25 protein-coding genes are annotated in these 24715 nt (G+C 67.0%); 13 read left to right on the top strand and 12 right to left on the bottom strand.

Features of this window, described 5'->3' with window-relative positions:
• Nucleotides 1-92 precede the first annotated feature (92 nt).
• Nucleotides 93-926, bottom strand: a complete 834-nt coding sequence (locus tag AC3WT0_RS14080; protein WP_492754025.1) for an HpcH/HpaI aldolase/citrate lyase family protein — start codon at nt 924-926, stop codon at nt 93-95.
• Nucleotides 927-958: 32 nt separating this feature from the next.
• Nucleotides 959-1351 carry a hypothetical protein gene (locus AC3WT0_RS14075; protein WP_492754024.1) on the bottom strand — a complete coding sequence of 131 codons (393 nt, stop codon included), beginning with the start codon at nt 1349-1351 and terminating at the stop codon, nt 959-961.
• A gap of 121 nt (nt 1352-1472) precedes the next feature.
• Here AC3WT0_RS14075 and AC3WT0_RS14070 point away from each other — a divergent pair, with 121 nt between their 5' ends.
• The 3 genes from AC3WT0_RS14070 to AC3WT0_RS14060 all read left to right on the top strand — a co-directional run bounded on the left by AC3WT0_RS14070 (nt 1473) and on the right by AC3WT0_RS14060 (nt 6189).
• Nucleotides 1473-2075, top strand: coding sequence for a TetR/AcrR family transcriptional regulator (locus AC3WT0_RS14070; RefSeq protein ID WP_492754048.1), 603 nt, complete (start codon nt 1473-1475; stop codon nt 2073-2075).
• 58 nt (nt 2076-2133) lie between these two features.
• Entirely contained in the window at nt 2134-4380 is a 2247-nt protein-coding gene (gene parC / locus AC3WT0_RS14065; RefSeq protein ID WP_492754023.1) for a DNA topoisomerase IV subunit A, read from the top strand.
• A gap of 84 nt (nt 4381-4464) precedes the next feature.
• Nucleotides 4465-6189, top strand: coding sequence for a putative bifunctional diguanylate cyclase/phosphodiesterase (locus tag AC3WT0_RS14060; RefSeq protein ID WP_492754022.1), 1725 nt, complete (start codon nt 4465-4467; stop codon nt 6187-6189).
• Here AC3WT0_RS14060 and AC3WT0_RS14055 read toward each other — a convergent pair.
• From AC3WT0_RS14055 to AC3WT0_RS14045, 3 genes are read right to left on the bottom strand one after another with little or no spacing between them, the layout of a single operon-like run.
• Nucleotides 6165-7370 (bottom strand): CCA tRNA nucleotidyltransferase, encoded by a 1206-nt coding sequence (locus AC3WT0_RS14055; protein ID WP_492754021.1) that lies wholly within the window; start codon nt 7368-7370, stop codon nt 6165-6167. The genes AC3WT0_RS14060 and AC3WT0_RS14055 overlap by 25 nt on opposite strands.
• On the bottom strand, nt 7358-7960 hold the full coding sequence (locus tag AC3WT0_RS14050) for a CoA pyrophosphatase (RefSeq protein ID WP_492754020.1): 603 nt from the start codon (nt 7958-7960) through the stop codon (nt 7358-7360). Before AC3WT0_RS14050 ends, AC3WT0_RS14055 begins: the two co-directional genes overlap by 13 nt.
• A complete protein-coding gene (locus AC3WT0_RS14045) occupies nt 7957-8523 on the bottom strand; it encodes a DUF1285 domain-containing protein (protein WP_492754019.1) in 567 nt (188 codons plus the stop codon). Before AC3WT0_RS14045 ends, AC3WT0_RS14050 begins: the two co-directional genes overlap by 4 nt.
• A 143-nt stretch (nt 8524-8666) precedes the next feature.
• Here AC3WT0_RS14045 and AC3WT0_RS14040 point away from each other — a divergent pair, with 143 nt between their 5' ends.
• Complete coding sequence (locus tag AC3WT0_RS14040) at nt 8667-9539, top strand: DUF4349 domain-containing protein (protein ID WP_492754018.1); 873 nt, start codon at nt 8667-8669, stop codon at nt 9537-9539.
• Here AC3WT0_RS14040 and AC3WT0_RS14035 read toward each other — a convergent pair whose 3' ends face one another.
• Nucleotides 9540-10457 (bottom strand): LysR substrate-binding domain-containing protein, encoded by a 918-nt coding sequence (locus AC3WT0_RS14035; protein WP_492754017.1) that lies wholly within the window; start codon nt 10455-10457, stop codon nt 9540-9542.
• A 133-nt stretch (nt 10458-10590) separates the two neighbouring features.
• Between AC3WT0_RS14035 and AC3WT0_RS14030 the strand changes: the two genes are divergently transcribed.
• Nucleotides 10591-10749, top strand: a complete 159-nt coding sequence (locus tag AC3WT0_RS14030; protein WP_492754016.1) for a hypothetical protein — start codon at nt 10591-10593, stop codon at nt 10747-10749.
• Here AC3WT0_RS14030 and AC3WT0_RS14025 read toward each other — a convergent pair.
• Nucleotides 10733-11674: a glutaminase gene (locus tag AC3WT0_RS14025; protein WP_492754047.1), complete on the bottom strand. Its 942-nt coding sequence runs from the start codon at nt 11672-11674 to the stop codon at nt 10733-10735. The two genes, AC3WT0_RS14030 and AC3WT0_RS14025, sit on opposite strands and share 17 nt — an antisense overlap.
• Nucleotides 11675-11766: 92 nt before the next feature.
• On the opposite strand from AC3WT0_RS14025, the gene AC3WT0_RS14020 reads away from it, so the two are divergent.
• On the top strand, nt 11767-12264 hold the full coding sequence (locus AC3WT0_RS14020; protein ID WP_492754015.1) for a CAP domain-containing protein: 498 nt from the start codon (nt 11767-11769) through the stop codon (nt 12262-12264).
• 22 nt (nt 12265-12286) lie between these two features.
• On the opposite strand, the gene AC3WT0_RS14015 is transcribed toward AC3WT0_RS14020, so the two are convergent.
• Nucleotides 12287-12823: a PEPxxWA-CTERM sorting domain-containing protein gene (locus AC3WT0_RS14015; RefSeq protein WP_492754014.1), complete on the bottom strand. Its 537-nt coding sequence runs from the start codon at nt 12821-12823 to the stop codon at nt 12287-12289.
• A gap of 275 nt (nt 12824-13098) precedes the next feature.
• Between AC3WT0_RS14015 and purC the strand changes: the two genes are divergently transcribed.
• From purC to AC3WT0_RS14000, 3 genes are all read left to right on the top strand, one after another.
• Complete coding sequence (gene purC, locus AC3WT0_RS14010; RefSeq protein WP_492754013.1) at nt 13099-13878, top strand: phosphoribosylaminoimidazolesuccinocarboxamide synthase; 780 nt, start codon at nt 13099-13101, stop codon at nt 13876-13878.
• 115 nt (nt 13879-13993) lie between these two features.
• Complete coding sequence (locus AC3WT0_RS14005) at nt 13994-15178, top strand: transferrin-binding protein-like solute binding protein (protein WP_492754012.1); 1185 nt, start codon at nt 13994-13996, stop codon at nt 15176-15178.
• Nucleotides 15179-15186: 8 nt separating this feature from the next.
• On the top strand, nt 15187-16536 hold the full coding sequence (locus AC3WT0_RS14000) for a surface lipoprotein assembly modifier (protein WP_492754011.1): 1350 nt from the start codon (nt 15187-15189) through the stop codon (nt 16534-16536).
• Nucleotides 16537-16581: 45 nt separating this feature from the next.
• Here the strand turns inward: AC3WT0_RS14000 and AC3WT0_RS13995 are convergent, their stop codons facing one another.
• Entirely contained in the window at nt 16582-16731 is a 150-nt protein-coding gene (locus tag AC3WT0_RS13995; RefSeq protein WP_492754010.1) for a hypothetical protein, read from the bottom strand.
• Between the two features lie 130 nt (nt 16732-16861).
• On the opposite strand from AC3WT0_RS13995, the gene purS reads away from it, so the two are divergent.
• From purS to AC3WT0_RS13980, 3 genes are read left to right on the top strand one after another with little or no spacing between them, the layout of a single operon-like run.
• Nucleotides 16862-17092: a phosphoribosylformylglycinamidine synthase subunit PurS gene (purS, locus tag AC3WT0_RS13990; protein ID WP_492754009.1), complete on the top strand. Its 231-nt coding sequence runs from the start codon at nt 16862-16864 to the stop codon at nt 17090-17092.
• The gene (purQ, locus tag AC3WT0_RS13985; RefSeq protein WP_492754008.1) at nt 17092-17757 is read left to right on the top strand and encodes a phosphoribosylformylglycinamidine synthase subunit PurQ; all 666 of its coding nucleotides are present in this window, start codon (nt 17092-17094) and stop codon (nt 17755-17757) included. Before purS ends, purQ begins: the two co-directional genes overlap by 1 nt.
• Nucleotides 17754-18167: a GFA family protein gene (locus AC3WT0_RS13980; RefSeq protein WP_492754007.1), complete on the top strand. Its 414-nt coding sequence runs from the start codon at nt 17754-17756 to the stop codon at nt 18165-18167. Before purQ ends, AC3WT0_RS13980 begins: the two co-directional genes overlap by 4 nt.
• A 47-nt stretch (nt 18168-18214) precedes the next feature.
• Here the strand turns inward: AC3WT0_RS13980 and AC3WT0_RS13975 are convergent, their stop codons facing one another.
• Genes AC3WT0_RS13975 through AC3WT0_RS13965 form a run of 3 tightly spaced genes read right to left on the bottom strand, consistent with a single transcriptional unit; the run spans nt 18215 to nt 23967 of the window.
• Nucleotides 18215-19651 carry an efflux transporter outer membrane subunit gene (locus AC3WT0_RS13975; RefSeq protein ID WP_492754006.1) on the bottom strand — a complete coding sequence of 479 codons (1437 nt, stop codon included), beginning with the start codon at nt 19649-19651 and terminating at the stop codon, nt 18215-18217.
• Nucleotides 19652-19653: 2 nt separating this feature from the next.
• Nucleotides 19654-22812, bottom strand: a complete 3159-nt coding sequence (locus AC3WT0_RS13970; RefSeq protein WP_492754005.1) for an efflux RND transporter permease subunit — start codon at nt 22810-22812, stop codon at nt 19654-19656.
• Between the two features lie 6 nt (nt 22813-22818).
• The gene (locus tag AC3WT0_RS13965) at nt 22819-23967 is read right to left on the bottom strand and encodes an efflux RND transporter periplasmic adaptor subunit (protein WP_492754004.1); all 1149 of its coding nucleotides are present in this window, start codon (nt 23965-23967) and stop codon (nt 22819-22821) included.
• A 115-nt stretch (nt 23968-24082) separates the two neighbouring features.
• Between AC3WT0_RS13965 and AC3WT0_RS13960 the strand changes: the two genes are divergently transcribed.
• Nucleotides 24083-24700, top strand: coding sequence for a TetR/AcrR family transcriptional regulator (locus AC3WT0_RS13960; protein WP_492754003.1), 618 nt, complete (start codon nt 24083-24085; stop codon nt 24698-24700).
• Nucleotides 24701-24715: the final 15 nt, after the last annotated feature.

Below are 24715 nucleotides of genomic sequence, written 5' to 3'. Positions count from 1 at the left end.
TTGCGAGCGAAGCGCGGCAATCCAGAAGGCTGGTGCCAAGAACTGGATTGCCACGGGGCTTTGCCCCTCGCAATGACGGGGAAGGCGCGAGTCTAGGCGCTGAGCGCCCTGATCCGAAGCGCTTCGTCGAGGTGCAGGCGCTCGATCATCCGCCCGTCGACCTTCACGGCGCCCTTTCCCTGATGCTCGGGCGCCTCGAACGCGGCGATCACGCTTTCCGCCCAGGCGATCTCTTCCGCACTCGGCGAAAAGACGGCGTTGCACGTTTCGATCTGTGCGGGATGGATCAGCGTCTTGCCGTCGAAACCGAATTCGCGCCCCTGCTCGCATTCGGCGCCGAGGCGCGCCATGTCGGAGAAATCGTTGCACACGCCGTCGAGCACCGCGATGCCGTGCGCGCGCGCCGCTGCGACCGCCAGCGTCATGATCGGCTGGAAGGGCGCCCGTCCCGGCAGCAGCCGCGCACGCATTTCCTTGGCCAGATCGTTGGTACCGAGCACGAAGCCCGCCAGCCCCGCCTCGCCGGCCAGCGCGTCGAGCTGCGGCAGCGCGGCGCAGGTCTCGATCATCGCCCAGAGCGGCGTCGCCGTGCCCATCAGCGCACGGGCATCGTGGATCTGCTTCGGCGCGGAAACCTTGGGGATCAGGATGCCGTCGGGTTCGGCATGGGCGACGGCGCGCAGATCCTCAACGCCCCATTCGGTGCCCGGCGCATTGATCCGGACGATCAGCTCGCGCGAGCCGAAGCCGCCTTCGCGAACGGCGGCGACCGCTGCTGCGCGCGCCTCGACCTTGGCGTCGGGCGCGACGGCATCCTCAAGATCGAGGATGATGACGTCTGCGGGAAGCGCGCGCGCCTTTTCGATCGCGCGCGCATTGGATGCGGGGAGAAAAAGAGCGCTGCGACGGGGGCGGGTTAGGGGCATATGACCCCCGTCGCAGCATTCCGGTCAGCGGGTCAAGCCATCGCAGCGCGAAGGGGCGTACGCGCGCGGGCGGGCATGCGGGTCAGCCATTCAGCCTGCCGCCTGCTATAACCAGCTTCCAGGAATTCGTTGATATGATCCGCGACCACGTCTGGCGCGGCGCGCCCGACGATCGAGGCGAAACGGCGCAGGGCCTCCAGCTTGCCGTCCGCAAGCGGACGGGCGAACTCGATGCCGAACAGGCGGTTCAGCCAGCGGGCGGTGCGCGATTCGGGGCGAAGCTCGCGCCGCACGTCGCTGCGCGCGCCGATGCCGATCACGCGATATTCGAGCGGCGAGAACAGCGGCGCCTGCTCCGCATGGGCGGCACCGTAAAGACCGAGCGCCTCGACCTCGGGCCAGGCTGCGAACGAACGATAGGCCATGTCACTTCCCTTTCCGATCCCTGAGGCCGAAGCTGCTTAATGTTACTGAACGGTACGTCCTTGAAGGCTACGTACCGGTCTGTTACATCCCTGTCAACGGGCCACGGAGATTTTTTTGACGATGACCACCCAGACGATCGACACCAGGCCGGCCGGCGAGCGCAAGAACGCGGCCCAGCGCGTGTTCGAGGCGGCGCAGGAGCTCTTCTACGAAAAGGGCATACGCGCGGTCGGCGTCGACGAGATCGTGGCGCGCGCGGGCGTTACCAAGCCGAGTCTCTATCGCGCCTTCGCGTCGAAGGATGCGCTGGTCGCAGCCTGCCTTCAGGACGCGGCCGAGCGCGACCGCATTGCGATGGAGACCGAGATCAAGCGCGCGGGCGACGATCCGGCGCGCCAGCTCCTCGCCATCGTGCATTATGAAGTCATCAAGATGGAGGCCGGCCATTTCCGTGGCTGCGCCGTCTCCAACGCCGCGAGCGAGCTGGCCGAGCCCGATCATCCCGGTCGCGTCGTCGCCCACGCCTGCAAGACCGAGCTTCGCGGTCGCCTGAAAGAGATCGCGACCGCCCTCCCCGCCGCCGATCCCGGCACGCTGGCCGACGGCCTGCTCATGCTCGTCGAAGGCGCCTTCTCGCTCCACCACGCCTGCGGCTGTCCCGGCCTGCCCGACCGGCTGGAGAAGAATGCGGAGCTGCTGATCGCCGCGCATCGCGCCGGCTGAGGCTTTCCCCCTCTCTCCACCCTTCCCGTCCGCCCCGATCGCCTGCTATCGGCGGGTGATGAGTGATTACCGCGATCCGTTCGACACGATCATCGATGCGCCTTTCGACTCGGCCTTGTCCGAGCGCTATCTGGTCTATGCGCTGTCGACGATCACCGCACGATCGCTCCCCGATGTCCGCGACGGGCTGAAACCCGTCCACCGCCGGCTGCTCTGGGCGATGCGGCTGCTGCGGCTCGATCCTACGCAAGGCTACAAGAAATGCGCGCGCGTCGTCGGCGACGTCATCGGCAAATATCACCCGCATGGCGATGCCTCGGTCTATGACGCGATGGTCCGCCTCGCCCAGACCTTCGCGCTGCGTTACCCGCTCGTCGACGGGCAGGGCAATTTCGGCAATATCGACGGCGATAACGCCGCCGCCTATCGCTATACCGAGGCGCGGCTGACGCAGGTCGCGATCGATCTGATGGCCGGGCTCGACGACGGCACCGTCGATTTCCGCCCGACCTATAATGGCGAGGATGAAGAGCCGGAGATCATGCCCGGCCTTTTCCCGAACCTGCTCGCCAACGGCGCGAGCGGGATCGCGGTGGGCATGGCGACCAGCATCCCGCCCCACAACGCCGCCGAGCTGATCGACGCGGCCATGCGGCTGATCGATCAGCCGCACGCCCCCGACGCCGCGCTGCTTGACTATGTGAAGGGCCCCGATTTCCCGACCGGCGGCATCGTCGTCGATCCGGCGGCCAGCATTGCCGAGGCCTATGCGACCGGGCGCGGCGCCTTCCGCACGCGCGCGCGCTGGGAAAAGCAGGATGAAGGGCGCGGCACCTGGATCGCGGTCGTCACCGAGATTCCCTATGGCGTGCAGAAGGGCAAGCTGATCGAGCAGATCGCGACGCTCATCAACGAGAAGAAGCTGCCCATCCTCGCCGACGTCCGCGACGAATCCGATGCCGAGATCCGCATCGTGCTCGAGCCGCGCAGCCGCACCGTCGATCCGCAGATGCTGATGGACAGCCTGTTCCGGCTGACCGACCTCGAAGTCCGCGTCCCGCTCAACCTCAACGTCCTCGACGCGACGCGCACGCCGCGCGTGATGAGCCTGAAGGACGTGCTGACGCACTGGCTCGCGCATCAGTTCGAGGTACTCCAGCGCCGCACGCGCCACCGGCTCGACAAGATCGCCGACCGCATCGAGCTGCTCGACGGTTATCTCGTCGCCTATCTCAACCTCGATCGGGTGATCGCGATCATCCGGCAGGAAGACGAACCCAAGCCCGCGCTGATCGCCGAGTTCGGCCTGACCGACCGCCAGGCCGAGGCAATCCTCAACATGCGGCTGCGCAGCCTGCGCAAGCTGGAGGAAATGGAGATTCGCGGCGAGCGCGACGCGCTGGAGAAGGAACGCGAGGAACTGACCCAGCTGCTCGGCTCCGACGCGCGCCAGCGCACGCGGATGAAGCGCGATCTCGCCAGGCTGCGCGAACGCTATGGTCCCGAGACCGCGCTCGGCGCACGCCGCACGACGATCGAGGAAGCCGCCCCGGCGCGCGAGATTCCGCTGGAGGCGATGGTCGAGCGCGAGCCGATTACCGTCATCATGTCGCAGCGCGGCTGGATCCGCGCGATGCGCGGCCATATCGACCTGTCTTCGGCCGACGCGCTCAAGTTCAAGGAAGGCGACGGGCCATCCCACGCCTTCCACGCCCAGACCACCGACAAGATATTGCTCGCCGCCGACAATGGCCGTTTCTACACGCTAGCCGCCGACAAGTTGCCCGGCGGACGCGGCTTTGGCGAGCCGGTGCGGCTGATGATCGATCTGGAGGCCGAAACGGGGATCACCGCCCTGATGGCGGGCGCGCCCGATGGCCGGCTGCTGCTCGCGTCATCGGACGGGCGCGGCTTCATCGCGCGCGTCGCCGATGCGGTGGCGGAAACGCGCAAGGGCAAGCAGCTCGTCAATCTCAAGCCCGGCGCCAGGCTCCGCATCGCGCGCGCCATGCCGGCCGACGCCGATTATGTCGTCGTGATCGGCGAGAACCGCAAAATGGCCGCCTTCCCGATCGCCGAACTGCCCGAAATGGCGCGCGGGCAAGGCGTCACGCTCCAGCGCTACCGCGACGGCGGGTTGTCCGATGCGATCGCCATCCGCTTCGATCAGGGGCTGAGCTGGGCGATGGGCGGCGACAGCGGGCGCACACGCACCGAGGCCGATCTGTCGCCCTGGCGCACCGCGCGCGGCGCCGCCGGCCGTATGGCGCCGGTCGGGTTCCCGCGCGACAACCGCTTCGATTGACGCGCAATTCGTCCCGTTTCGCACGTCTGGTAGACACACTGTTAAGCCTTTCGCCGCTAAGCGGCTTGCATGGCGCGTGCGGACATGAAGGTCCCGGTCCTGGCGACCCGAAATGAATCCGGAGGCGAGCCTTCGGCCGATGCCGCGCATCCCGGCCTCAAGGGCCAGCTCGATCACTTCCGCACCATCTACATGGAGGCGATGCCGCTCGCTGTCGCCATCATGGTGATCCGCGACGGACGCCTGTCGATCGAGGATCACAACCGGCGCTTCGCGCTGCTCGACCGTACCGATCCCCAGCTTTCCGGCCGCCCCTTGATCGGGCGCAGCGGCTTCGGCGCCTGCCTTTCGGCCTTTCTCGCCAGCGGGGAGGCGCAGAGCGACCTCCAGTGGACCGACGGCGACGAAATTGCGGGTCTCCAGTTCGACGTCCGGCTGACCCGACTCGATTCCTTCACCGGCGAGGAAGCGCGCGGAATCGTCACGCTCGTCGATCGCACGGCCGAGCATCATGCCCAGCGCAGCCTGCGACTGGAAATGACGCATGACGCCTTGACCGGCCTGCCCAACCGCGCCGGTTTCAACGAAAGCGTCGAGGCGCTGGGCGGCGGCGCGGAAGGCGAGCACGCCATCCTGATCGTCGACGTCCGCCGTTTCAGCCGAATCAACGAATCGATCGGCCCGATGGCGGGCGACGAACTGCTGATCACCGTGGCGCGCCGCCTGATGGCCGCACTGCGCGCGGGCGATCTCATCGCGCGCACCGGCGGCAACGAATTCGGCCTGCTCATCCGCCTCAACGAAGGCGTGGAGGATGCCGCGCGCGTCGCCCGCCGCATCTCCAACATCTTCCTCAATCCCTGCCGCCTGTCGGAGCTCGAGATCAAGATCGAGGCCGCAGTCGGCTGCGCCCTGTTCGATCGCTCCGCTGACGCGGCCGAGATCATCCGCCGCGCGCAGTTCGCGGTGAAGGCGGCGAAGGCCAGCGGCGAGTTCGAGATCTACCAGCCTTCGGCATCGCGCGCCGCGCGCCAGCGCTTCACGCTGGAGACACGACTGCGCCACGCCATCGACCGCGACGAACTGAGCCTCGCCTTCCAGCCGGTCATCGATCTCGCGACCGGTGAGGTCGCAGGCTTCGAGGCGCTCGCCCGCTGGGTCGACGAGGGCGTCGAGGTGCCGCCGACCTTGTTCATCCCCGTCGCCGAGGAGTCCGGGCTAATCCGTCCGCTCGGCCAATGGGCGCTTGGCGAGGCGTTGCGCACCCTGTCGACGTGGGACGCCGCCCATGGCGCGCCGATCCGGGTCAGCATGGCGGTGAATATTTCGCCCATCCAGATCTTCAGCGACGACGTGCCGGCGATGGTCGCCGCCGAGCTGGACAGGGTCGGGATGCGCGGCGGCCGGCTGATGCTCGAACTCACCGAAAGCGCGCTTATCGCCGATCCGGATCGCGCCACCCGCACGCTCGGCGCGCTCAAGGAGCTCGACGCGACGATCGCGATGGACGATTTCGGCACGGGCTATTCGAACCTCGCGGCGCTTCAGCGCCTGCCGATCGACATGCTCAAGATCGACCGCAGCTTCGTCACCGGCATGCTCGCCGATCGCGACAAGGCCGCCATCGTGCGCGCCATCCTGTCGCTCGCCCGTTCGCTGGGCATGGAGACCACCGCCGAGGGCATCGAGACGTTCGAGCTGTCGCAGCTGCTCGGCGCGCTTGGCTGCTCGCGCGCGCAGGGCTTCTTCTATTCGCGCCCGCTCTCTGCCGACGAAGCCTTCGATTACTGGCGCGGGCTGAGCGCCTGAAGCAATTCGGCGTCGACGATCGCGTCGACTCGCTCGCGCCCGGGAAAGCCCTCGGCGATCCACCGTTCCTCGATCGCCCTCAACGCCCGCGCCACTGCCGGCCCCGCCACCAGCCCGCGCGCCACCAGCGCGCCGCCACTCGTCGGCAAGGTCGGCTTCTCCCAGCTTCGCAGCAATGCCGCGCCGGCCGTGTCGCCCGTCAGCAGCATCCGGTCGATCGCCGCTTCGCGCCCGATGCGATACCCCGTGGCTTCCGGCGTTCCGGCAGGCACATCCGACAGCACCAGCGCGATCCGCTTGCGGATGGCGTTCGACAGGCGCAGCCGCGCGGCTATATCGTCCGCCACCGCCGGATCGGCGGGGACGAGCGCGATGAAACGCCGGATCCGGTCAGACGCGACGCCCGCCCCGGCCTCGGCCGCGACCAGCGCTCCCAGCCGCCCGGCATTGTCGGCCCCGATCTCGGGCAGCACCGATGCGAGGATATCGCGATCGAGCATCAGCCGAATGACCGCCGCGGGATCGTCCCCCGCCAATATCTTGAGCAGTTCGTCAGCGATCCGCTCGCGCGACAAGGCCATCAGGTCCTTCGCGCGCGCCGCGCAGGCGTCATAGCCTCCGGCATCGGGCACGCCCCTGCCGAAGCGCGCATGGAAGCGGAAGAAGCGCAGGATGCGCAGATGATCCTCGGCGATGCGCGTCAGCGGATCGCCGATGAAGCGCACCCGCCCCGCCGCCAGATCGTCGAGCCCACCGAAATAATCGATCACCGCCCCGTCCGCCGGATCGGCATAAAGCGCGTTGATCGTGAAATCGCGCCGCGCCGCATCCTCGCGCCAGTCGTCGCTGAACGCCACGGTCGCGCGCCGCCCGTCGGTCGAAACGTCGCGGCGCAACGTCGTCACCTCGACCGGGCCGTCGGCCAGCACCGCCGTGATCGTGCCGTGGGCGAGCCCCGTCGGCACGGCCTTCAATCCCGCCTCGCGGATGCGATCGCGGACCAGTTCAGGCTTCAGCCGCGTCGCGAGATCGAGGTCGGCGACGGGCAGGCCAAGCAGCGTATCGCGCACCGCCCCGCCGACGAAGCGCGTCTCGCCCCCATCCGCGTCCAGCGCGGCCAGCAGCCTGTCTAGCCCCGGCCTGTGTCGCCAGGCCGCATCGGGCAATGTCACAGCGGCCATGCCAGCCGCCGTCCCAGATTGATCAGCATCGCCGCCGTCGCGCCCCAGATGCGGCGGCCGTCCCACATGATCTCGTGATAGTGGCGCTCGCGACCCTGCCATTCCACCGCCTGCTCGATCTGGTTGCCCGGCTCGAACAGGAAGGAAAGCGGCGCCTCGAACAGGCTCTCGACTTCGCCTTCGCCCGCGACGAGGGGCAGATCGGGCGGGATCACGCTCACGATCGGCGTCACGTCGAAGCCCGTGATGGTGCGATAGCGGTCGGCGGGGCCGATCACCTTGACCAGCGAACGGGGCAGCGACACTTCCTCCTCGGCTTCGCGCAGCGCGGCCTCGATCGGTCCCGAATCGTCCGGGTCGATGCGTCCGCCGGGGAAGGATATCTGCCCGGCATGGCGCTTCAGATTTGTGGTCCGCTGGGTCAGGATCACGCCCGGCTCCGGGCGGTCGGTGATCGCGATCAGCACGGCCGCAGGCATCAGCACTTCGTCCGGGCGCATCTGCGCGTCGCGATAGTCGCTTTCGAGCAGCACCAGCTCGCGTTCGGCGCCTTCGCCCAGCGCGCGTGTCAGTCGGTCGGCAAGCGTCATGCGGCCTCGAACGAAAAACGCGCGCCCTCGCTCCACAGCGCGGGCGGGTCCGCGCCTTCGTCGATGGCGAGCGCGGCTAGCTCGTAATAGACGGCGCGCGCGACGAGCGCGTCCAGCCCCTTGCGCACGCGAAGATAGGGGTGCGGCCCATCCGCCCTCGCCTCGAAACGCAGCGGATGCTCGGCACTCGCCACCACCATGTCGCCCGTGTTGAGCCGGAAGGCCAGCCGCCGCGCCTCGCCCTCGCCTTCGCTTTTCACCTCGACCGCGACGAAAGGCGCATCATCGACCGCGATGTCGAGCTTCTCGACCGGGGTGACGAGCACATAGGACCCATCGGACTCGCGCCTCAGAATCGTCGAGAAGAGGCGGACCATCGCCGCGCGCCCGATCGGCGATCCCTGATGATACCAGGTGCCGTCGCGGCCGATCCGCATCTCGCTGTCGCCGCAGTGCGACGGGTTCCAGCTTTCGACGGGCGGCAGCTTCCGCTCGTCCGCCAGCCGCGCGATGTCGGCCAGCGAAAGGCCGGTCAGATCGGGCACGGGCGGCGCGCTTGGCATGGCTCGTCTTTATGCGCTCCGCCCGCGTGGGGGAAGCGGGGCAGGAAAATTGCCCTCGTCAAACGGCTCATCGACGAAAATAAACGGCTTGCCTCCATTTTCTACTGATATAGTTTCATTGCGATCCGATCGGGGAGGTTCGCATGCTTCGTGCTCTTGGTCCCGTCCTTCTGGTTTCCACGCTCAGCCTTGCCGCCTGTTCGAAGCCGCACGAGGTCAACGAACAGCCGGAAACAACGTCCGGTGCGACAGAAGCCTCACCCGCGAAGTCCGTCGCCGCAGATACCGCGGAAAAGGATGGCACCTCGATCAAGGCCGTTCAGCCGCGCATCGCCTACGACTATCAATATGGCTTCCGCTTGCCGACCGACGCGATCGGATCGGTGCAGGACGAGCATGTCGCCTTGTGCGACCGCGCCGGCCCGGCGGCCTGCCGCGTCGTCAGCCTGGAGCGCAGCCAGACGACGGGCAGCGAAGTACTCGCTTCGCTCAAACTCCAGGTCGAAGCGGACAAGGCGCGGGCCTTTGGTGCGGCACTCGTCAAATCGGTCGACGGCGCGGGCGGCAAGGCGGTCGACACGTCGATCAAGGCCACCGATCTGTCGAAGGACATGGTCGATACCCAAGCGCGCATCAAGGCGAAGGAAGCAGTCATCGAACGCCTGACCACCATCCTGCGAACCAGGACCGGTAGCGTCGATCAACTGGTCTCGGCCGAACGCGCGATCGGCGATGCGCAGCAGGAACTCGACTCCGCGCGTGCGTGGCTGGCGGAAGCACAATCGCGCGTCGCCATGTCGACCATCGAGATCGGCTATAGCTCGACGGGCGTCGCAGGCGGCTCGTTTTCCAAGGTCGGCAGCGCGATCGGCGATTCGGCCGAACTTTTCACCGCAAGCCTCGGCGCGCTGTTGAGGCTGCTCGTCATGATCGCACCATGGGCGGCCCTCGCCGGGATCGGGCTGTGGGCGCGCCTCCGCTACCTGCGCTGGCGTGGCGCGCGCGATACGGCTTGATCAGATCGCCTCGTCGCGCGCCAGCGCCGCCAGGTCGCGCCCGATCTCGTCGAGCAGCCATTCGCGGAAGCGCTTGATCTTGGGCACGTTGCGGCGATGCTCGAGGCAGACCAGCCAATAGCCGTAGCCGCGCGTCGAAAGCTGGGCGAAGGGGCGGACGAGGCGCCCGGCAGCAAGGTCGTTGCGCCAGAAGAAGGGGGTGAGCATCGCAACGCCCTGCCCCGCCATCGCCGCCGCGCCTTCATTGGCCTGCGAATCGAGCCTGACCCCGCCCGCGCGCAGCGGCCCCTCGGGCAGCTCGACGCCTGCCTCGCGCAGCCACCACGCCCACCAGGGATCGTGGGGGCTGATCAGCGGCAGGTGCAGCAGATCCGCCGGCGCAATCCGGCCGCCGTGGCGCGCGACGAAATCGGGGCTGGCCATCGGCGTGAAGTCGATCCGCAGCAGCAGCTCAGACGCCAGTCCCGGCCACGGCCCCAGCCCGGCGCGCACCGCGACGTCGGTATCGTCGGTCACGAAATCAGCCAGCGCGTCGGTGGCGTTCAGCCGCACCGCCATGTCGGGGTGCGCGACCTGAAAGCCGCCGATGCGCCATGCGAACCAGGTATTGGCGAAGGTCTGCGAGGTCGAGACGCTCAGCATCGCCTCATCCTCGGCGCGCAGGCCTGCAAAGGCCGTCTGCATCGTGTCGAAGGCCGCGCTGATCTGTGGCGCCAGCCGCCGTCCCGCATCGCTCAGCCGCACCTGCCGCTTCGCGCGCACGAACAGCGCGACGCCCAGCCGCTCCTCTAGCAGCCTGATCTGATAGGAAACCGCCGCCTGCGTCATCGCCAGCTCGGCTGCGGCCATCGTGAAATTCTCGTGGCGCGCCGCTGCTTCAAATACCCTGACGGCGGCGAGAGGCGGTATCTGGCGCATGCCTCGATCATAAGGCCAGCTTATCGATCATGTCCAAGTCTTTGTTGGCGCGCCGGCCCCGATTCAGTCATTTTCCTTGCATCGGGACAGCCCGTCATTCCCCCACCGCTGCCCAACGATAAGGAGAGCTGCAATGATCGACGGATTTGAAAGCCGCATCTGGGCGGATCACCATCATGCCTTCAGCGACCAGATCGGCAAGGCGCTGAAGCGCTTCTGGGCCGGCTTCAAGGCGGGCCATGCACGGCTTTACGACGCACCCTGGCGCCGCCCGGCTAGCCCCTGCCGGTGAACACCGACCAGCCGGTCGCCTCGGCCAGCCGCTCGAGCGCGAGCGATCCGAGCTTTGAATTGCCGCGCTCGTTGAGGCCGGGCGACCAGACAGCGATCGATGCCTTGCCCGGCACGATCGCCAATATGCCCCCGCCCACGCCCGATTTGCCGGGGATGCCGACGCGAAAGGCGAACTCGCCCGATCCGTCATAATGGCCGCAGGTCAGCATCAGCGCGTTGATGCGCCGCGCGCGCCGCTCGGAAACCACGCGGCCGCCAAGCCCCGGATGACGGCCGCCATGCATCAGATAACGCCCGGCCATGGCAAGCTGGACGCAGCTCAGCGACAGCGCGCACTGGTTGAAATAGAGGTTAAGCGGATCGGCGACGGGATTGGCGATATTGCCGAACGATTTCATGTAATTGGCAAGCGCCGCATTGCGAAATCCGGTATCGCTTTCGGATCCCGCGACGGCCTGGTCGATCGTGATCGTTTCATCCTCCGCCAGATAGCGGACGAAGCGCAGCATCTCGCCGATCGCCGCGTGCGGACCGCTGCCCGAAAGGATGACGTCGCACACCACGATCGCGCCGGCATTGATGAAGGGGTTGCGCGGTATTCCCTCTTCATGCTCCAGCTGGACGATCGAGTTGAACGCGCTGCCCGAAGGCTCGCGCCCGACACGCCGCCACAGCGCGTCGCCCACCCTGCCGAGCGCGAGGGTCAGTGCGAAGACCTTGGAAATGCTTTGGATAGAGAAAGGCGTGTCGGCGTCGCCCGCGCGCAATATGTCGCCGCCCGCCGTCACCACCGCGATGCCGAAATGCGCCGGGTCGACGCCCGCCAGCCCGGGTATGTAGCTCGCGACCTTGCCGCGATCCTCCGCGGACCCGATGTCCGCCGCGATCCGGTCGATGAGGGCGGCAAGCGCGTCGCGATCCATGATCATGCTTTTTTCAGCATTTACTTTTTCCTTCAAGCCGGCGGGAACCATCGCGCGCCTAATCCGCCTGCATGGCTCATGGCGCAAAAAGGTTGCTGATCCTGCTCGCCGGCTTCCCGTTCGTCACGGGAAGCGTCGGGCAGTCGACCAATTTCGACGCCCGCCTGCTCGCCGCGCAGAATCGCGAGCGCAGCACGCTCGGCCTCGATCATCTCGAATGGGATGAAGGCCTCGCCGCCGACGCGCGCCAATGGGCAAAGGCGCTGGCGGAAACCGACAGCTTCGAACATTCGCGCGACGATCCCGACGATCCCGATCCGCAGGGCGAGAATCTGTGGGCGGGCACGCCCGGCGCATTCGGACCGGAGCAGATGGTCGGGCTGTGGGTCGCCGAAAAGAAAAACTACCGGCCCGGCCGCATTCCCAATGTCTCGCGCACCGGCGATTTCGAGGATGTCGGCCATTATACGCAGATCGTCTGGCGCGACACGCGGCGCGTCGGCTGCGCACTGGCGCGCGGCGCCGATGAAGACGTGCTCGTCTGCCGCTACAGCAGCGGCGGCAACGTCATCGGCGAAAAGGCCTACTGAACACCCCCGGAGTGGCCGAAGCTCAGGCCTCGGCTTCTTCCCCACCTTCGCGCTTGCGGCGCTTTTCCTGACGATAGACGACGCGCGTCGCACCGCCGATCACGCCGAAGCCGATCAGCATCTGCACCCAGGTCGCGGGCTCGGGGACCGATCCGGGAGGCGCGGGCGGATTGATGCCGCCGCCACCGCCGCCCCCTCCGCCACCACTGACGGGGATGAAGAAGGGGCCGTCCGCAGGCGGCATGATGCCCCCGCCATAATAGGGAATGCCGCCGCCGGTCGGCGCAGGCGCTGCCGCGGCATATTGCGGCGACTGCGGCATGGGCGACAGCGCCCCGCCGGTCAGCATCACCGGCGTTTCCGACGGGCAGTTCATCGCCAGCTTCGGCCCGGCCGCTGCAGCGCCCGGCGCGATCAGCTTGGGCTTGGCCTTTGCGGTGGGCGCGGTTGCGCGGTGCACGGCCTGTCGGACCTGCGGAATCGAGACGGTCAGCGCCGCCGTGCCGGCAATCGGGCAGACACAGGCCGCGATCAGCTTCGCGGCACCCGACGTCGCCATATCCCTTATCATTCTGGTGCGTCCCCTCAGCTACGCCAACTCGTCGGACAAAACACACAGCCCGACGCAGGTGCCGATAGCAGAGCGGAACTTTTTTCGCGACTGGATTCGCGTGAGGTAACCATCATTTACAGGTCCGAATTGCCTGTTAACGGACGTTGGGCTATAGCCCCGCCTCCCACGCCCCGGCCGCGCGTCATGATTCGTCGCGCATCCGGGGCGCGCATCTTTTTTGAAGCGCCGCGCAGGTCGCGGCCCCGAAGGAGCCCCGCCACATGGCACGTCGCCGCCAGATCTACGAGGGCAAGGCCAAGATCCTCTACGAAGGTCCGGAGCCGGGCACGCTGATCCAGTATTTCAAGGACGACGCGACCGCCTTCAACGCCCAGAAGAAGGGCACGATCAACGGCAAGGGCGTGCTCAACAACCGTATTTCCGAGCATATCTTCACTCTGCTCGGCCATATCGGCGTGCCGACGCACTTCATCCGCCGCCTCAACATGCGCGAGCAGCTGATCCGCCAGGTCGAGATCGTTCCGATCGAGGTCGTGGTGCGCAACGTCGTCGCCGGATCGCTGTCGAAGCGCCTGGGGATCGAGGAAGGCACGCCGCTGCCTCGCACGATCATCGAATATTATTACAAGGACGACGCGCTGGGCGATCCGCTCGTCTCCGAGGAACATATCGCCTGCTTCGGCTGGGCGAACCAGGACGAGATGCACGACATCGCCGACATGGCGATCCGCATCAACGATTTCATGTCGGGCCTGTTCGCAGGCATCGGCATCCGGCTGGTCGATTTCAAGCTCGAATTCGGCCGCATCTGGGACAATGACTATAGCCGGATCATTCTGGCCGACGAGATCAGCCCCGATGGCTGCCGGCTGTGGGACATGGAATCGGGCGAGAAGCTCGACAAGGATCGCTTCCGCCGCGATCTGGGCGGCGAAGTCGAAGCCTATCAGGAAGTCGCGCGCCGCCTCGGCCTGCTTCCCGACGGCGTCGACAGCGCGGTTCTCGATCTCGAAACGCACCGCAAGCGTCGGGGCAAATAAGCGCGTCGCCAGCCCCTTTGCGGGCGGCGGCGTTTAGAACCCTTTAACCATCTCCCGTTACGACATTCCCCCAGACAGCGGCAGGCATGATGCCCGCCGCCAAGGGGGTTCAAGGATGCGTAACCGGATCATTCTCCTCGCCACGGCGTCGGTGCTGGCCGCCTGTTCGGGCACCGGCCCGCAAACTGCGGGCGGCACTGCGAGCCCCAGCAACCCCGCAGCGACTCACAGTTTCGTCAACCCGACCGAGAAGCGCACTTACAGCGCGATCGGCGGCACGCAGAAATACAGCTATTTCACGACCTCGATCAGCACGACGCAGCAGGGGCAGGTCTATGCCGGCAACGCGTCGACGGCGCGCAACAGCGGCATCTCGATCAGCTACGATCCGCGCGACGCCATCTTCGAGCTGACGATCAACGATCCCCAGTCGGGCGCCAGCGACACGCTGCGCTTCCAGGACCCGCTGCACCGCACCGATTTCGGCGGCGCGCGCCAGCCGCAGGACGGCACGCCGCGCCTCGGCGCCAACGGCATCTATTATCTGCAGGCGGGCGGCACCTCGGGTGACGTCGTCTATGATCCGACGCAGTCGACCACTTTCCCGACCGGCAATGCCAACGGTTCGCGCGACGTCTCGACCTTCTTCTACCAGAAGCCCGGCACCGAGACCAACTATGTGACCTTCGCCGGCTTCGTGCGCAACAAGACGGATATCGCGTCGGTCCAGACCCAGCAGGGCCAGGACTATCTGCAGCAGAACAACATGCTGGAGCGCGCGGCCTTCGCCTATGGCGAGCGCAGCGACAATGGCGCGGTGCCGATCACCGGCACCGGCACCTATTCCGGCTCGATGATCGCCAGCACGGTCTATAATCCGCTGCTCGACATCAGCCCCGGCACCCCCACCTATTTCCAGTGGGTCGAAGGCCGTGCGACGACCACGATCGACTTCGGGGCCAAGACCTTCACGCTCGGCCTGACCGGCACCGTCTTCGCACCGCAGTTCGATGTGAACACCAGCCGCGTCTACACGCTGCAGCAGGGGGCGACCTTCGCCGCCGCCGGCGCCGGCAAGGTCGACCTGGTCGGATCGGGCGGCTTCGTCGGCCAGTTCAGCAGCGCGTCCTTCACGCAGCCGGGCGGCCAGAAGCTCGACCTCAGCATTGCGGGATCCAGCATCGACGGCGCCTTCTACGGCCCGACGGCGCAGGAAGTCGGCGGCGGCTTCCGCATCGTCGGCGCGGTGCCCGATCAGCGCGTCGACATGCTCGGCACGTTCGTCGGCAAGAAGCAGTAGGACAGACGATGCGCGGCCACTTCCTCGTGGCCGGTCTGCTGGCGGCAACGCTCCCCGCGACCCAGGCGGTCGCGGAAGATTGCGCCGCGCCCGGCCCATGCACCGTGCGGATGAGCGCCGATCAGGTGCTCCATACCGCCGAGAAGCTGGTGCTGGAGCGCCGCTTCGCGGAAGCCGCCCCCCTGATCGCCGCGCTGGAGAATGCGCCGCAATATAAGATGCAGCGCGCGTTTCTGATCGGCTATGTCGATTCGGAAACGGGCAATCTCGACGGCGCGATCGACGAGTTTCGCGGCATCCTGCGCGATCATCCCGATCAGACGCGCGTCCGGCTCGAGCTGGCGCGCGCGCTGATGCTCAAGGGCCAGGATTTCAGCGCCGAGCATCATCTGCGCCTCGCCGCCAAGGATCGCGACCTGCCGTCGGAGGTCGCTGCGACCATCCGCTCGCAGCGTGGCATCCTGCGCGATCGCCGCACCTGGCATTTCGACGTCAATTTCGGCCTCGCGCCCGATACCAACATCAACAGCGCGACGCGCGCGGACACGATCGACGTCGTCTTCGGCGGCGGCACGCTGCCGCTCAGTCTCAATCCGGATGCGCAGGCCAAATCGGGCGTCGGCCGCACCGGCGGCTTTTCGGGCGGCGTCCGGCTCAAGATGAGCCCCAAGACGGCGATGCTTGTCGATGTCGACACCCAGTTCGTCGACTATAGCGGCAGCAATTACGACGACCTCACCACCCAGCTCGCCGTCGGCCCCGAATATAAGTTCGACGCCCGCACCAGCTTCTCGGTACAGGCGCTCGGCGCGCAGCGCTGGTATGGCTGGCGCACCGCGACGACGCAGGCCGGCATGAAGTTCGGCGCGCAGCGCTATCTCGATCGCGGCGAGCGCATCGGCATCCAGTTCGACGTGCGCAACACCGTCGACGCCTTCAGTCCCGACTATCGCGGCTGGTCGCTCGGCGCTTACGGCACCTACGAGCGCGTGATCGGCAAGACGATGGTCGCGTCGGCCAGCATCTTCGCGCGGCGCGAGATGCTTCAGGCCGCCGTCTATTCAAACCAGGAATATGGTCTCAGCCTCGGCATCGGCGGCGAATTCCCGCTCGGCATCAACGCCGGACTCTCGGGCGGCCTGTCGCGCGTCGCCTATGATGCGCCGATGCTGATCTTCTCGAACAGCGCGCGGCGCGACTGGCGGCTCAACGGCCGCGTCTATCTTGGGCTGCGCTCGTTCCGGCTGTTCGGCTTCTCGCCGTCGCTCACCTACACCTATGTGTCGGCGGATTCGAACTATCTCTTCTACAAGACCAACCGCAACCGGCTGAGCTTCAACCTCGCGCATTATCTGTGAGGTCGGCGGCACCCACCCGGTGCCGCATCCGCAAAAAGCCTCGGATCACGACCGCGTTCGGTAGCCGCAGACGATCCCGGTCACGAACGAGGTGAACAGCGCAAGCTGGACATGGCCTGTCGGGTCATACCAGCCGAACAGCTGGTTGCCGAAGCCGAAGATCATCACGAATACCGCTATCGCCAGGCCAACCATCGCTGGTCCCCTTCCCACTGCTTTGCGCGGGCGAGCTTCGCACCGCGTGCTGAAGAAAGGATGAATCCTTGCCCCCGCGCGCGCCGCGCGGCATAGGGGCCGCGACCCCCGCCAGCCAGGATCGCGCGCCATGAAGACCCGCATTTTCGTCACTCTCAAGAACGGCGTGCTCGACCCGCAGGGCAAGGCGATCCATCACGCGCTGAGCGGCCTGGGCTTCGAGGGCGTGAACGACGTCCGCGCAGGCAAGCTGATCGAGCTGGACCTCGCCGATGGCACCAGCCGCGAAGAGATTGAGGCGATGTGCACCAGGCTGCTCGCCAACACCGTGATCGAGAATTTCCGCATCGAGGCCGCGTGATGAAAACCGCCGTCATCGTCTTCCCGGGCTCTAACTGCGACCGCGACCTCGCGGCCGCGCTGCACGAAGTCACCGGCAAGGCGCCGGCGATGGTGTGGCACGGCGATAGCGATCTCCCCGAGGGCCTCGATTTCATCGGCGTTCCCGGCGGCTTCTCCTATGGCGACTATCTGCGCTGCGGCGCGATCGCGGCGCGCAGCCCGATCATGCGCGCGGTCGTCGATGCGGCCGGGCGCGGCGTGCCGATCTTCGGCGTGTGCAACGGTTTCCAGGTGCTGACCGAGGCCGGACTGCTCCCCGGCGCCCTGATGCGCAATGCCGGGCTCAACTTCGTCTGCCGCGACGTGTCGCTTTCCGTCGGCACCAGCCAGTCGATGTTCACCCAGCGCTATCAGGCGGGCGAGACGGTGCGCATCCCGGTCGCGCATCATGACGGCAACTATAATGCCGATGCCGATACGCTCGACCGCCTCGAAGGCGAAGGCCGCGTCGCCTTCCGCTATGCCGAGCCGGTCAACGGATCGGCGCGCGACATCGCGGGCATCCTCAACGATGCGGGCAATGTGCTCGGCATGATGCCGCATCCCGAACGGATGATCGGCTCCGCCCATGGCGGCAGCGACGGCCGCCGCCTTTTCGAAGGCCTGCTGGAAGCCGTCGCGTGACCATCGGCGCCGGCTGCCTCTGCGGCGCGGTGCGCATGGAAATCGACGCCGAGCCGATGGCGGCGCGCACCTGCTGGTGCCGCCTCTGCCAATATCTGGGCGGCGGCACGGCCTCGGTGAACGTCTGCTTCCCGAGCGACGCGGTGAAGATCAGCGGCGAGGTCCGCTATTATGAAAATGTTGCCGACAGCGGCAACCCGATGCGCCGGGGCTTCTGCCCCACTTGCGGCACGCCGCTGACCAGCGAGTCGCTGGCCCGCCCCCACCTGATCTTCATCCGTGCCGGTGCGCTCGACGACCCCAACCTCATGGGTCCGCAGGCGACGATCTGGACCGACGAGGCTCCCCACTGGGCGCTGATCAGCGACGAGATTCCGTCGCACCCCGCGCAGATCCCGCCCGTCTCCTGATCCGGATATAGCGAGACCGCGCCAACGGCCTCGCCCGATCGAAAGCGCTAATTCAAACCGCCGCCCAGCGACCGATAGAGTTCCACGAGATTGCTCGCCCGGCTCAGCCGCGCGGTGACGAGCTGCTGCTGCGCCGCATAGGCGGTGCGCTGCGCATCGAGCGTGACGAGGAAGGAATCGACGCCCGCCCGGAAACGCGCGTCGGAGAGCCTGGCCGCCACTTCCGCCGCCTCGGCGCGCGTCGTCAACGCCGTCACCTGATCGCCGAGCCTGCCGCGCGCCGCCAGCGCATCGGCGACTTCGCGGAACGCCGTCTGGATCGCCTTCTCGTAAGTCGCGACCGCCACCTCGCGCGACGCCTTGGCATAGGCAAGGTTGGCCGATCGCCGCCCGCCGTCGAACAGCGGCAGCGCGGCCGTGGGCGCGACCGAATAGTTGAAGGTGCCGTCGGTAAACAGCCCCGACAGCGCGGGCGCCAGCGTCCCCACCGTCGCGGTCAGTGAGATGGTGGGGAAGAAGGCGGCGCGCGCCGCGCCGATATTGGCATGTTCGGCGATCAGCTGATGCTCGGCGCGCAGCACGTCTGGGCGGCGCAGCAACACGTCCGACGAGAGATTGGCGGGCAGCGCGTCGCGTGTCGCCGGCGCCTCGCCCAGCCCGCCCGGCAACTGGTCCTCGGGCACCGTCGCGCCGACCAGCAGGTTCAGCGCATTGCGATCCTGCGCCACCCTGATCTCGGTCGCGGCGATGTCGTTCTTCGCCGACTGATAATTGGTCTCGGCCTGCCGCACTTCCAGTTCGGAGCCCGTGCCGACGCGGAACTGCTCGCGCGTCAGGCGCAGCGTTTCCTCGAAGGCTTTCAGCGTCTCGCGCGACAGGCGCAGCTGATCCTGATCCGAAGCCAGCGTCAGCCAGGCCGTCGCGATTTCGGCGATCAGCGTGATCCGCGTCGAACGCTGGGCCTCCTCGCTCGCGAAATACTGCTCCTGCGCCGCGCGCGTCAGGTTGCGGATGCGCCCGAACAGATCGATCTCGAACGACGAAAGCCCTCCGCCGACGCTGTAGAATTCCAGGTCGGACTTGCTGACCGCACCCACGCCGCCGCCCGTGCCGCCGGCCCCGCCAAGCGCACCGGCAGCGTTGTTGGTGAAGGTCGCCCCGGCACTGGCGTTGATCGTCGGCAATATCTGCGCCCGCTGCGCGCGGAACTGCGACCGCGCCTGCAACACGTTGGCAGCGGCCACGCGCAGGTCGCGATTATTGGCCAGCCCGCTTTCGATCACCTGGCGCAGCCGCGCGTCGGTGAAGAAATCGCGCCAGCCGATGCTCGTCACGTCGGGCGCGTCGCTCGGCGCGGCCGGGTAGATGCCGCCCTCGGGCAGCTCCGCCGGCGCCGCACCGACCGGGCGCACATATTTGGGCGCGAAATCGCAGGCGGAGAGCGAAAGCGCCGCGAGGGCGAGGGCGACTGCGGACCGGGTCATCTTCACGCTCCCTGCGCCGCGCCATCTTCGGACGCGGCGGGCCGGTCTTCCTTGCCATGGCCGAACAGGCGGCTCACGACGACGAAGAACATCGGCACGAAGAAAATGGCGAGCACCGTCGCCGACAGCATGCCACCCACGACCGAGCGGCCGATCGCATTCTGGCCGCCCGCGCCCGCGCCGGTCGAGACGGCGAGCGGCAGCACGCCGAACACGAAGGCGAGCGATGTCATCAGGATCGGCCTGATGCGCAGCTTCGCGGCTTCCACCGCCGCCTGGAAGACGGGCATGCCCGCACGCACCCGTTCCTCGGCGAACTCGACGATCAGGATCGCATTCTTGGCCGAAACGCCGATCGTCGTGATCAGGCCGACCTGCAGGTAGATGTCGTTGTCGAGCCCGGTGAGCGTCGCCGCCAGCAGCGCGCCGACCACGCCCAGCGGCACCACCAGCATCACCGCGATCGGCACCGACCAGCTTTCGTAAAGCGCGGCGAGGCAGAGGAAGACGATCAGCATCGACAGCGCATAGAGCGCCGGCGCCTGCCCGCCCGCCAGCTGCTCCTCATAGGACAGGCCCGTCCATTCGAGCGCGGTCCCCGGCGGCAGCTTGGCCTGGATGCCTTCCATCACCTGCATCGCGGTGCCGGTGGCAAGCCCCGGCGCGGGCGATCCCTGAATCTCGAAGGCGGGCTGGCCGTTATAGCGGGTGAGCTGCACCGGCGCCTGCGCCCAGCTCATCGTCGAGAAGGCGGAGAAAGGCGCCATCGCGCCGTTCGCGCCGCGCACATAGAAGTCGTCGGCCGATTCCGGCGCCATGCGATAGGCCTCGTCGGCCTGGATATAGACGCGCTTCACGCGGCCGCGGTCGATGAAATCGTTGACATAGGCGCTGCCCCACGCCGTCGCGATCGTGCTGTTTATGTCGCCAAGGTCGAGGCCCAGCGCGCGCGCCTTGTTCTGGTCGACATTGACCTTGAGCTGCGGCGCATCGTCGAGGCTCATCGGGCGGACCTGCGCGACGCTGTGGTCCTGCGCGGCCATGCCCAGCATCATGTTGCGCGCCTGCAGCAGCTTGGCATGCCCGATATTCGCGGAATCGACGAGCTGGAGGTCGAAGCCGGTGGCATTGCCCAGTTCCTGCACCGCAGGCGGCACGATCGCGAAGATCATCGCGTCATGGAATTGTGAGAATGTGCCCATCGCGCGCTCGGCGATGGTCTTCGCCTTGTTCGCGTTGCCCGGCCGGTCGGCCCAGGGTTTCAGATGGATGAAGGCGATGCCGGCATTCTGGCCCGCACCGGCGAAGGAGAAGCCGGCGACGGTGAAGACGCCTTCGACATTGGCCTTTTCATCTTCGAGGAAATGCTTGCGGACCAGCGCCAGCCCTTCCTCGGTGCGGCCCTGCGTCGCGCCCGACGGCCCCTGGACGAGCGCGATGACCGTGCCCTGGTCCTCGTCGGGCAGGAAGCCGGTCGGCAGGCGCCAGAACAGGAAGCCCATGCCGACGACGATGAGCAGATAGACGAGCATCGACCGCTTCCAGCCGCGCGCCGTGCCCTTGACGACGCCTTCGTAGCGATTGGTCCCGCGATCGAACCATTTGTTGAACCAGCGGAAGAAGCGCGTCAGCAGGCCGTTGCCCTCGAGCTTGTTCGGATCGTGCGGCTTCAGGATCGACGCGCAGAGCGCCGGCGTCAGGATCATCGCGATGAGGACGGAAAGCGCCATCGCCGAGACGATGGTGATCGAGAACTGGCGATAGATGACGCCCGTCGATCCGCCGAAGAAAGCCATGGGCAGGAACACCGCCGACAGCACCAGCGCGATGCCCACCAGCGCGCTGGAAATCTCGTCCATCGATTTGCGCGCGGCTTCCTTGGGGCTGAGATGCTCGGTCTGGATCAGGCGCTCGACATTCTCGACCACGACGATCGCGTCGTCGACGAGCAGGCCGATCGCCAGCACCATGCCGAACAGGGTCAGCGTGTTGATCGAATAGCCCGCGACCGCGAGCACCGCGAAAGCGCCCAGCAGCACCACCGGAACCGCGATCGTCGGGATCAGCGTCGCGCGCCAGTTCTGCAGGAACAGGAACATGACGAGGAAGACGAGGATCACCGCCTCGAACAGCGTATGGACGACCTGTTCGATCGAAAGCCGGACGAACGGCGTCGAATCGAGCGGATAGACGACCTTGATGTCGCCCGGGAACTCCTTCGAGATCTGCTGGATCTGCGCCTTGACAGCCTCGACCGTCGACAGCGCGTTCGCGCCCGGCGCCAGCTTGATGCCGAAGCCCGAGGCCGGGTGGCCGTTATATTTCAGGTCGAAACCGTAATTCTCGGCGCCCAGCTCGACGCGCGCGACGTCACTCAGCCGCACCGCCGCGCCGCCCGTGCTGGTCTTCAGCAGGATGTTGCGGAATTCGTCTGGGGTTTGCAGGCGCGACTGCACCGAGACGGTCGCGTTCAGCATCTGCGATTTGGGCGCGGGCTGGCCGCCGATCTGGCCTGCCGAAACCTGTACGTTCTGCTGCTGGATCGCGTTGGAGACATCCGCGATCGTCAGTTGGTAACTGGTCAGCTTGATCGGATCGAGCCAGATGCGCATCGCATATTGTCCGCCGAACACCTGGATGTCGCCGACGCCGTTCACGCGGCTGATCGGGTCCTGCAGGCGCGACACGACATAGTCGGCAAGATCGTAGGACGAATGCGAATCATTGTCCGAATAGAGGCCGACGATCAGCAGGAAGTTGGCGGTCGACTTGACGACCTGGATGCCCTGGCGCTGCACTTCCTGCGGCAGCAGCGATGTCGCCGCCTGCAGCTTGTTCTGCACCTGCACCTGCGCGATGTCGGGGTTGGTCCCCTGCTCGAAGGTGAGCGTGATCGTCACCTGCCCCGACGAGGAGGAGGATGACGAGAAATAGCGCAGATTATCGATGCCTTTCAGCTGCTGCTCGATGATCTGGGTGGTCGTCTTCTCCAGCGTTTCCGCATCCGCGCCCGGATAGGTGGCGGTGATCGACACTGCCGGCGGCGCGATCGTCGGGAACTGCGCGATCGGCAAGCTGCGGATCGCGAGGATGCCCGCCAGCATCATGATGATGGCGATGACCCATGCGAAGATGGGCCGGTCGATGAAGAAGCGTGACATGGGGCCTTACTTCGCCTGCGCCTGTCCGGCGGCCGGGGCCGGCTTGCCGGTAAAGGGCACCGGCTTCACCGGCAGGCCCGGGCGGATGTTCTGCGATCCTTCGACCACCACCTTGTCGCCCGGCTTGAGCCCGGCGGTGACCAGCCAGCTGTCGCCCACGGTCCGCGGCGCGGTGATCTCGCGCTGCTCGACCTTGTCGGGGCCGGTCACGACCAGCACCGTCGGCAGGCCGCGCTCGTTGCGCGACACCGCGCGCTCGGGGACGAGCATCGCATTGGCGCGCGTGCCTTCGACAAGCTGGGCGCGCACGAACATGCCGGGCAGCAGCAGGCCGCGCGGGTTGGGGAAGACGGCGCGGATGATCTGGCTGCCGGTCGAAGGATCGACCGTCACGTCGGCGAACTTCAGCTTGCCCTCGATCGGGTAGGTGCTGCCGTCCTCGAGCACCAGCCGCACGCGCGCATCCGCGCCGTCGCGCGAGAGCTGGCCGTCGAGCATCTGCTGGCGCAGCTTGAGCAGCGCCGCGCTCGACTGCTGGATGTCGATATAGATGGGGTCGAGCCGCTGGATCACCGACAGCGCATCGGTCTGCGCCGCCGAGACGAGCGCGCCCGTGGTGATCGTCGAGCGGCCGATCCGCCCGCTGATCGGCGCGCGGATCGTGGTGCGGCCGAGGTCGATCTGCGCATTGCGCAGCGTTGCCTGCTGCGCGGCGAGCGAGGCCTGCGCCTGCTGCGCGCTCGCGACCGCATTCTCATAATCCTGGCGCGAGACGGCGTTGATCTTCACCAGCTCGGCATAGCGGCGCGCGAGCGCCTGGCTGTTGGCGATGCCGGCGCGCGCGCTCGCCAGCGCGGCGCGCGCATTGGCGGCGGTCGCTTCGTAGGGCGAGGGATCGATCCGGTAGAGCGCCTGCCCGGCGCGCACGGCGTCGCCTTCCTCGAACAGGCGGGCGAGCACGATGCCGTTCACCTGCGGACGCACGTCGGATGTCTCATAGGCGCTCGTCCGGCCGGGCAGCTCGGTGCTGATCGTCACCGGCTCCTGCTTGATCGTGACATAGCCGACCTGCACGGCGTGCGGTTGCTGCGGAGCCTTTCCGCCGCACCCGGCAAGGATCAGCGTCACAGCCAGAGCGGAAGTGATTTTTTTCATGGTGTGGGACCGGTGGCGCTACGAGTGGGATTGAAAGTGAATGATCGTTCACTCACATTGCGCCTCTACTGCGCCGTAACGTAACTGGCAAGTACATAAGGAGTTTGGCGTTCAAATGATGATGATGCTGGATGAACAGGCACCCCGCGCCGCCAGGGCCGATGCGCGACGCCGGCATCTTCTGGACGTCGCGCGCGCGCTGTTCGTCGAACATGGCTTCCACCAGACGGGCATGGCGCAGATCGCTGCCGTCTCGGAGATCAAGGTCGGCCAGATCTATCGCGATTTCGCCAGCAAGGAAGAGATCATCGCCGCGATCGTCGAGGAAGACGTATCGAGCTGGCTGCTCGAGGACGAGCTCGCGCTGGCGATGGCGAACGGCGACCGTACCGCTATCCGCGACTGGATCCGCCGCTTCGGCGTCGTCGAAGAATCGCTCGACGAATGTCGGATGATGACCGAGATCATCGCCGAAGCCGGCCGCAACGAACGCATCGCCGAAATCCACAATGACCTCGACGTCCGCGTCCGCTCCAGCCTGATGGCCGCGCTCGAGGCGCTCGCCCCCGCGCCCGATCGCGCCTGCGAACGCACCTTGCTGGCGGAACTGATCATCGCGCTCAGCATGGGGCTGATGACGCGCCGCATCTTCAGCCCCGATGTCGAGATCGCCGCTCTGACGCGGCACGCGATCGCGCTCGTCGACCGCGAGCTGGAGACGCTCGCGCGCTAGGAAGCGGGCCGGAGC

Source organism: Sphingomonas sp. EU05-FHT14C10 (assembly GCF_058790595.1).
Note: the sequence above shows the minus strand (reverse complement) of the source record. Positions and strands in the feature narration are given on the sequence as shown.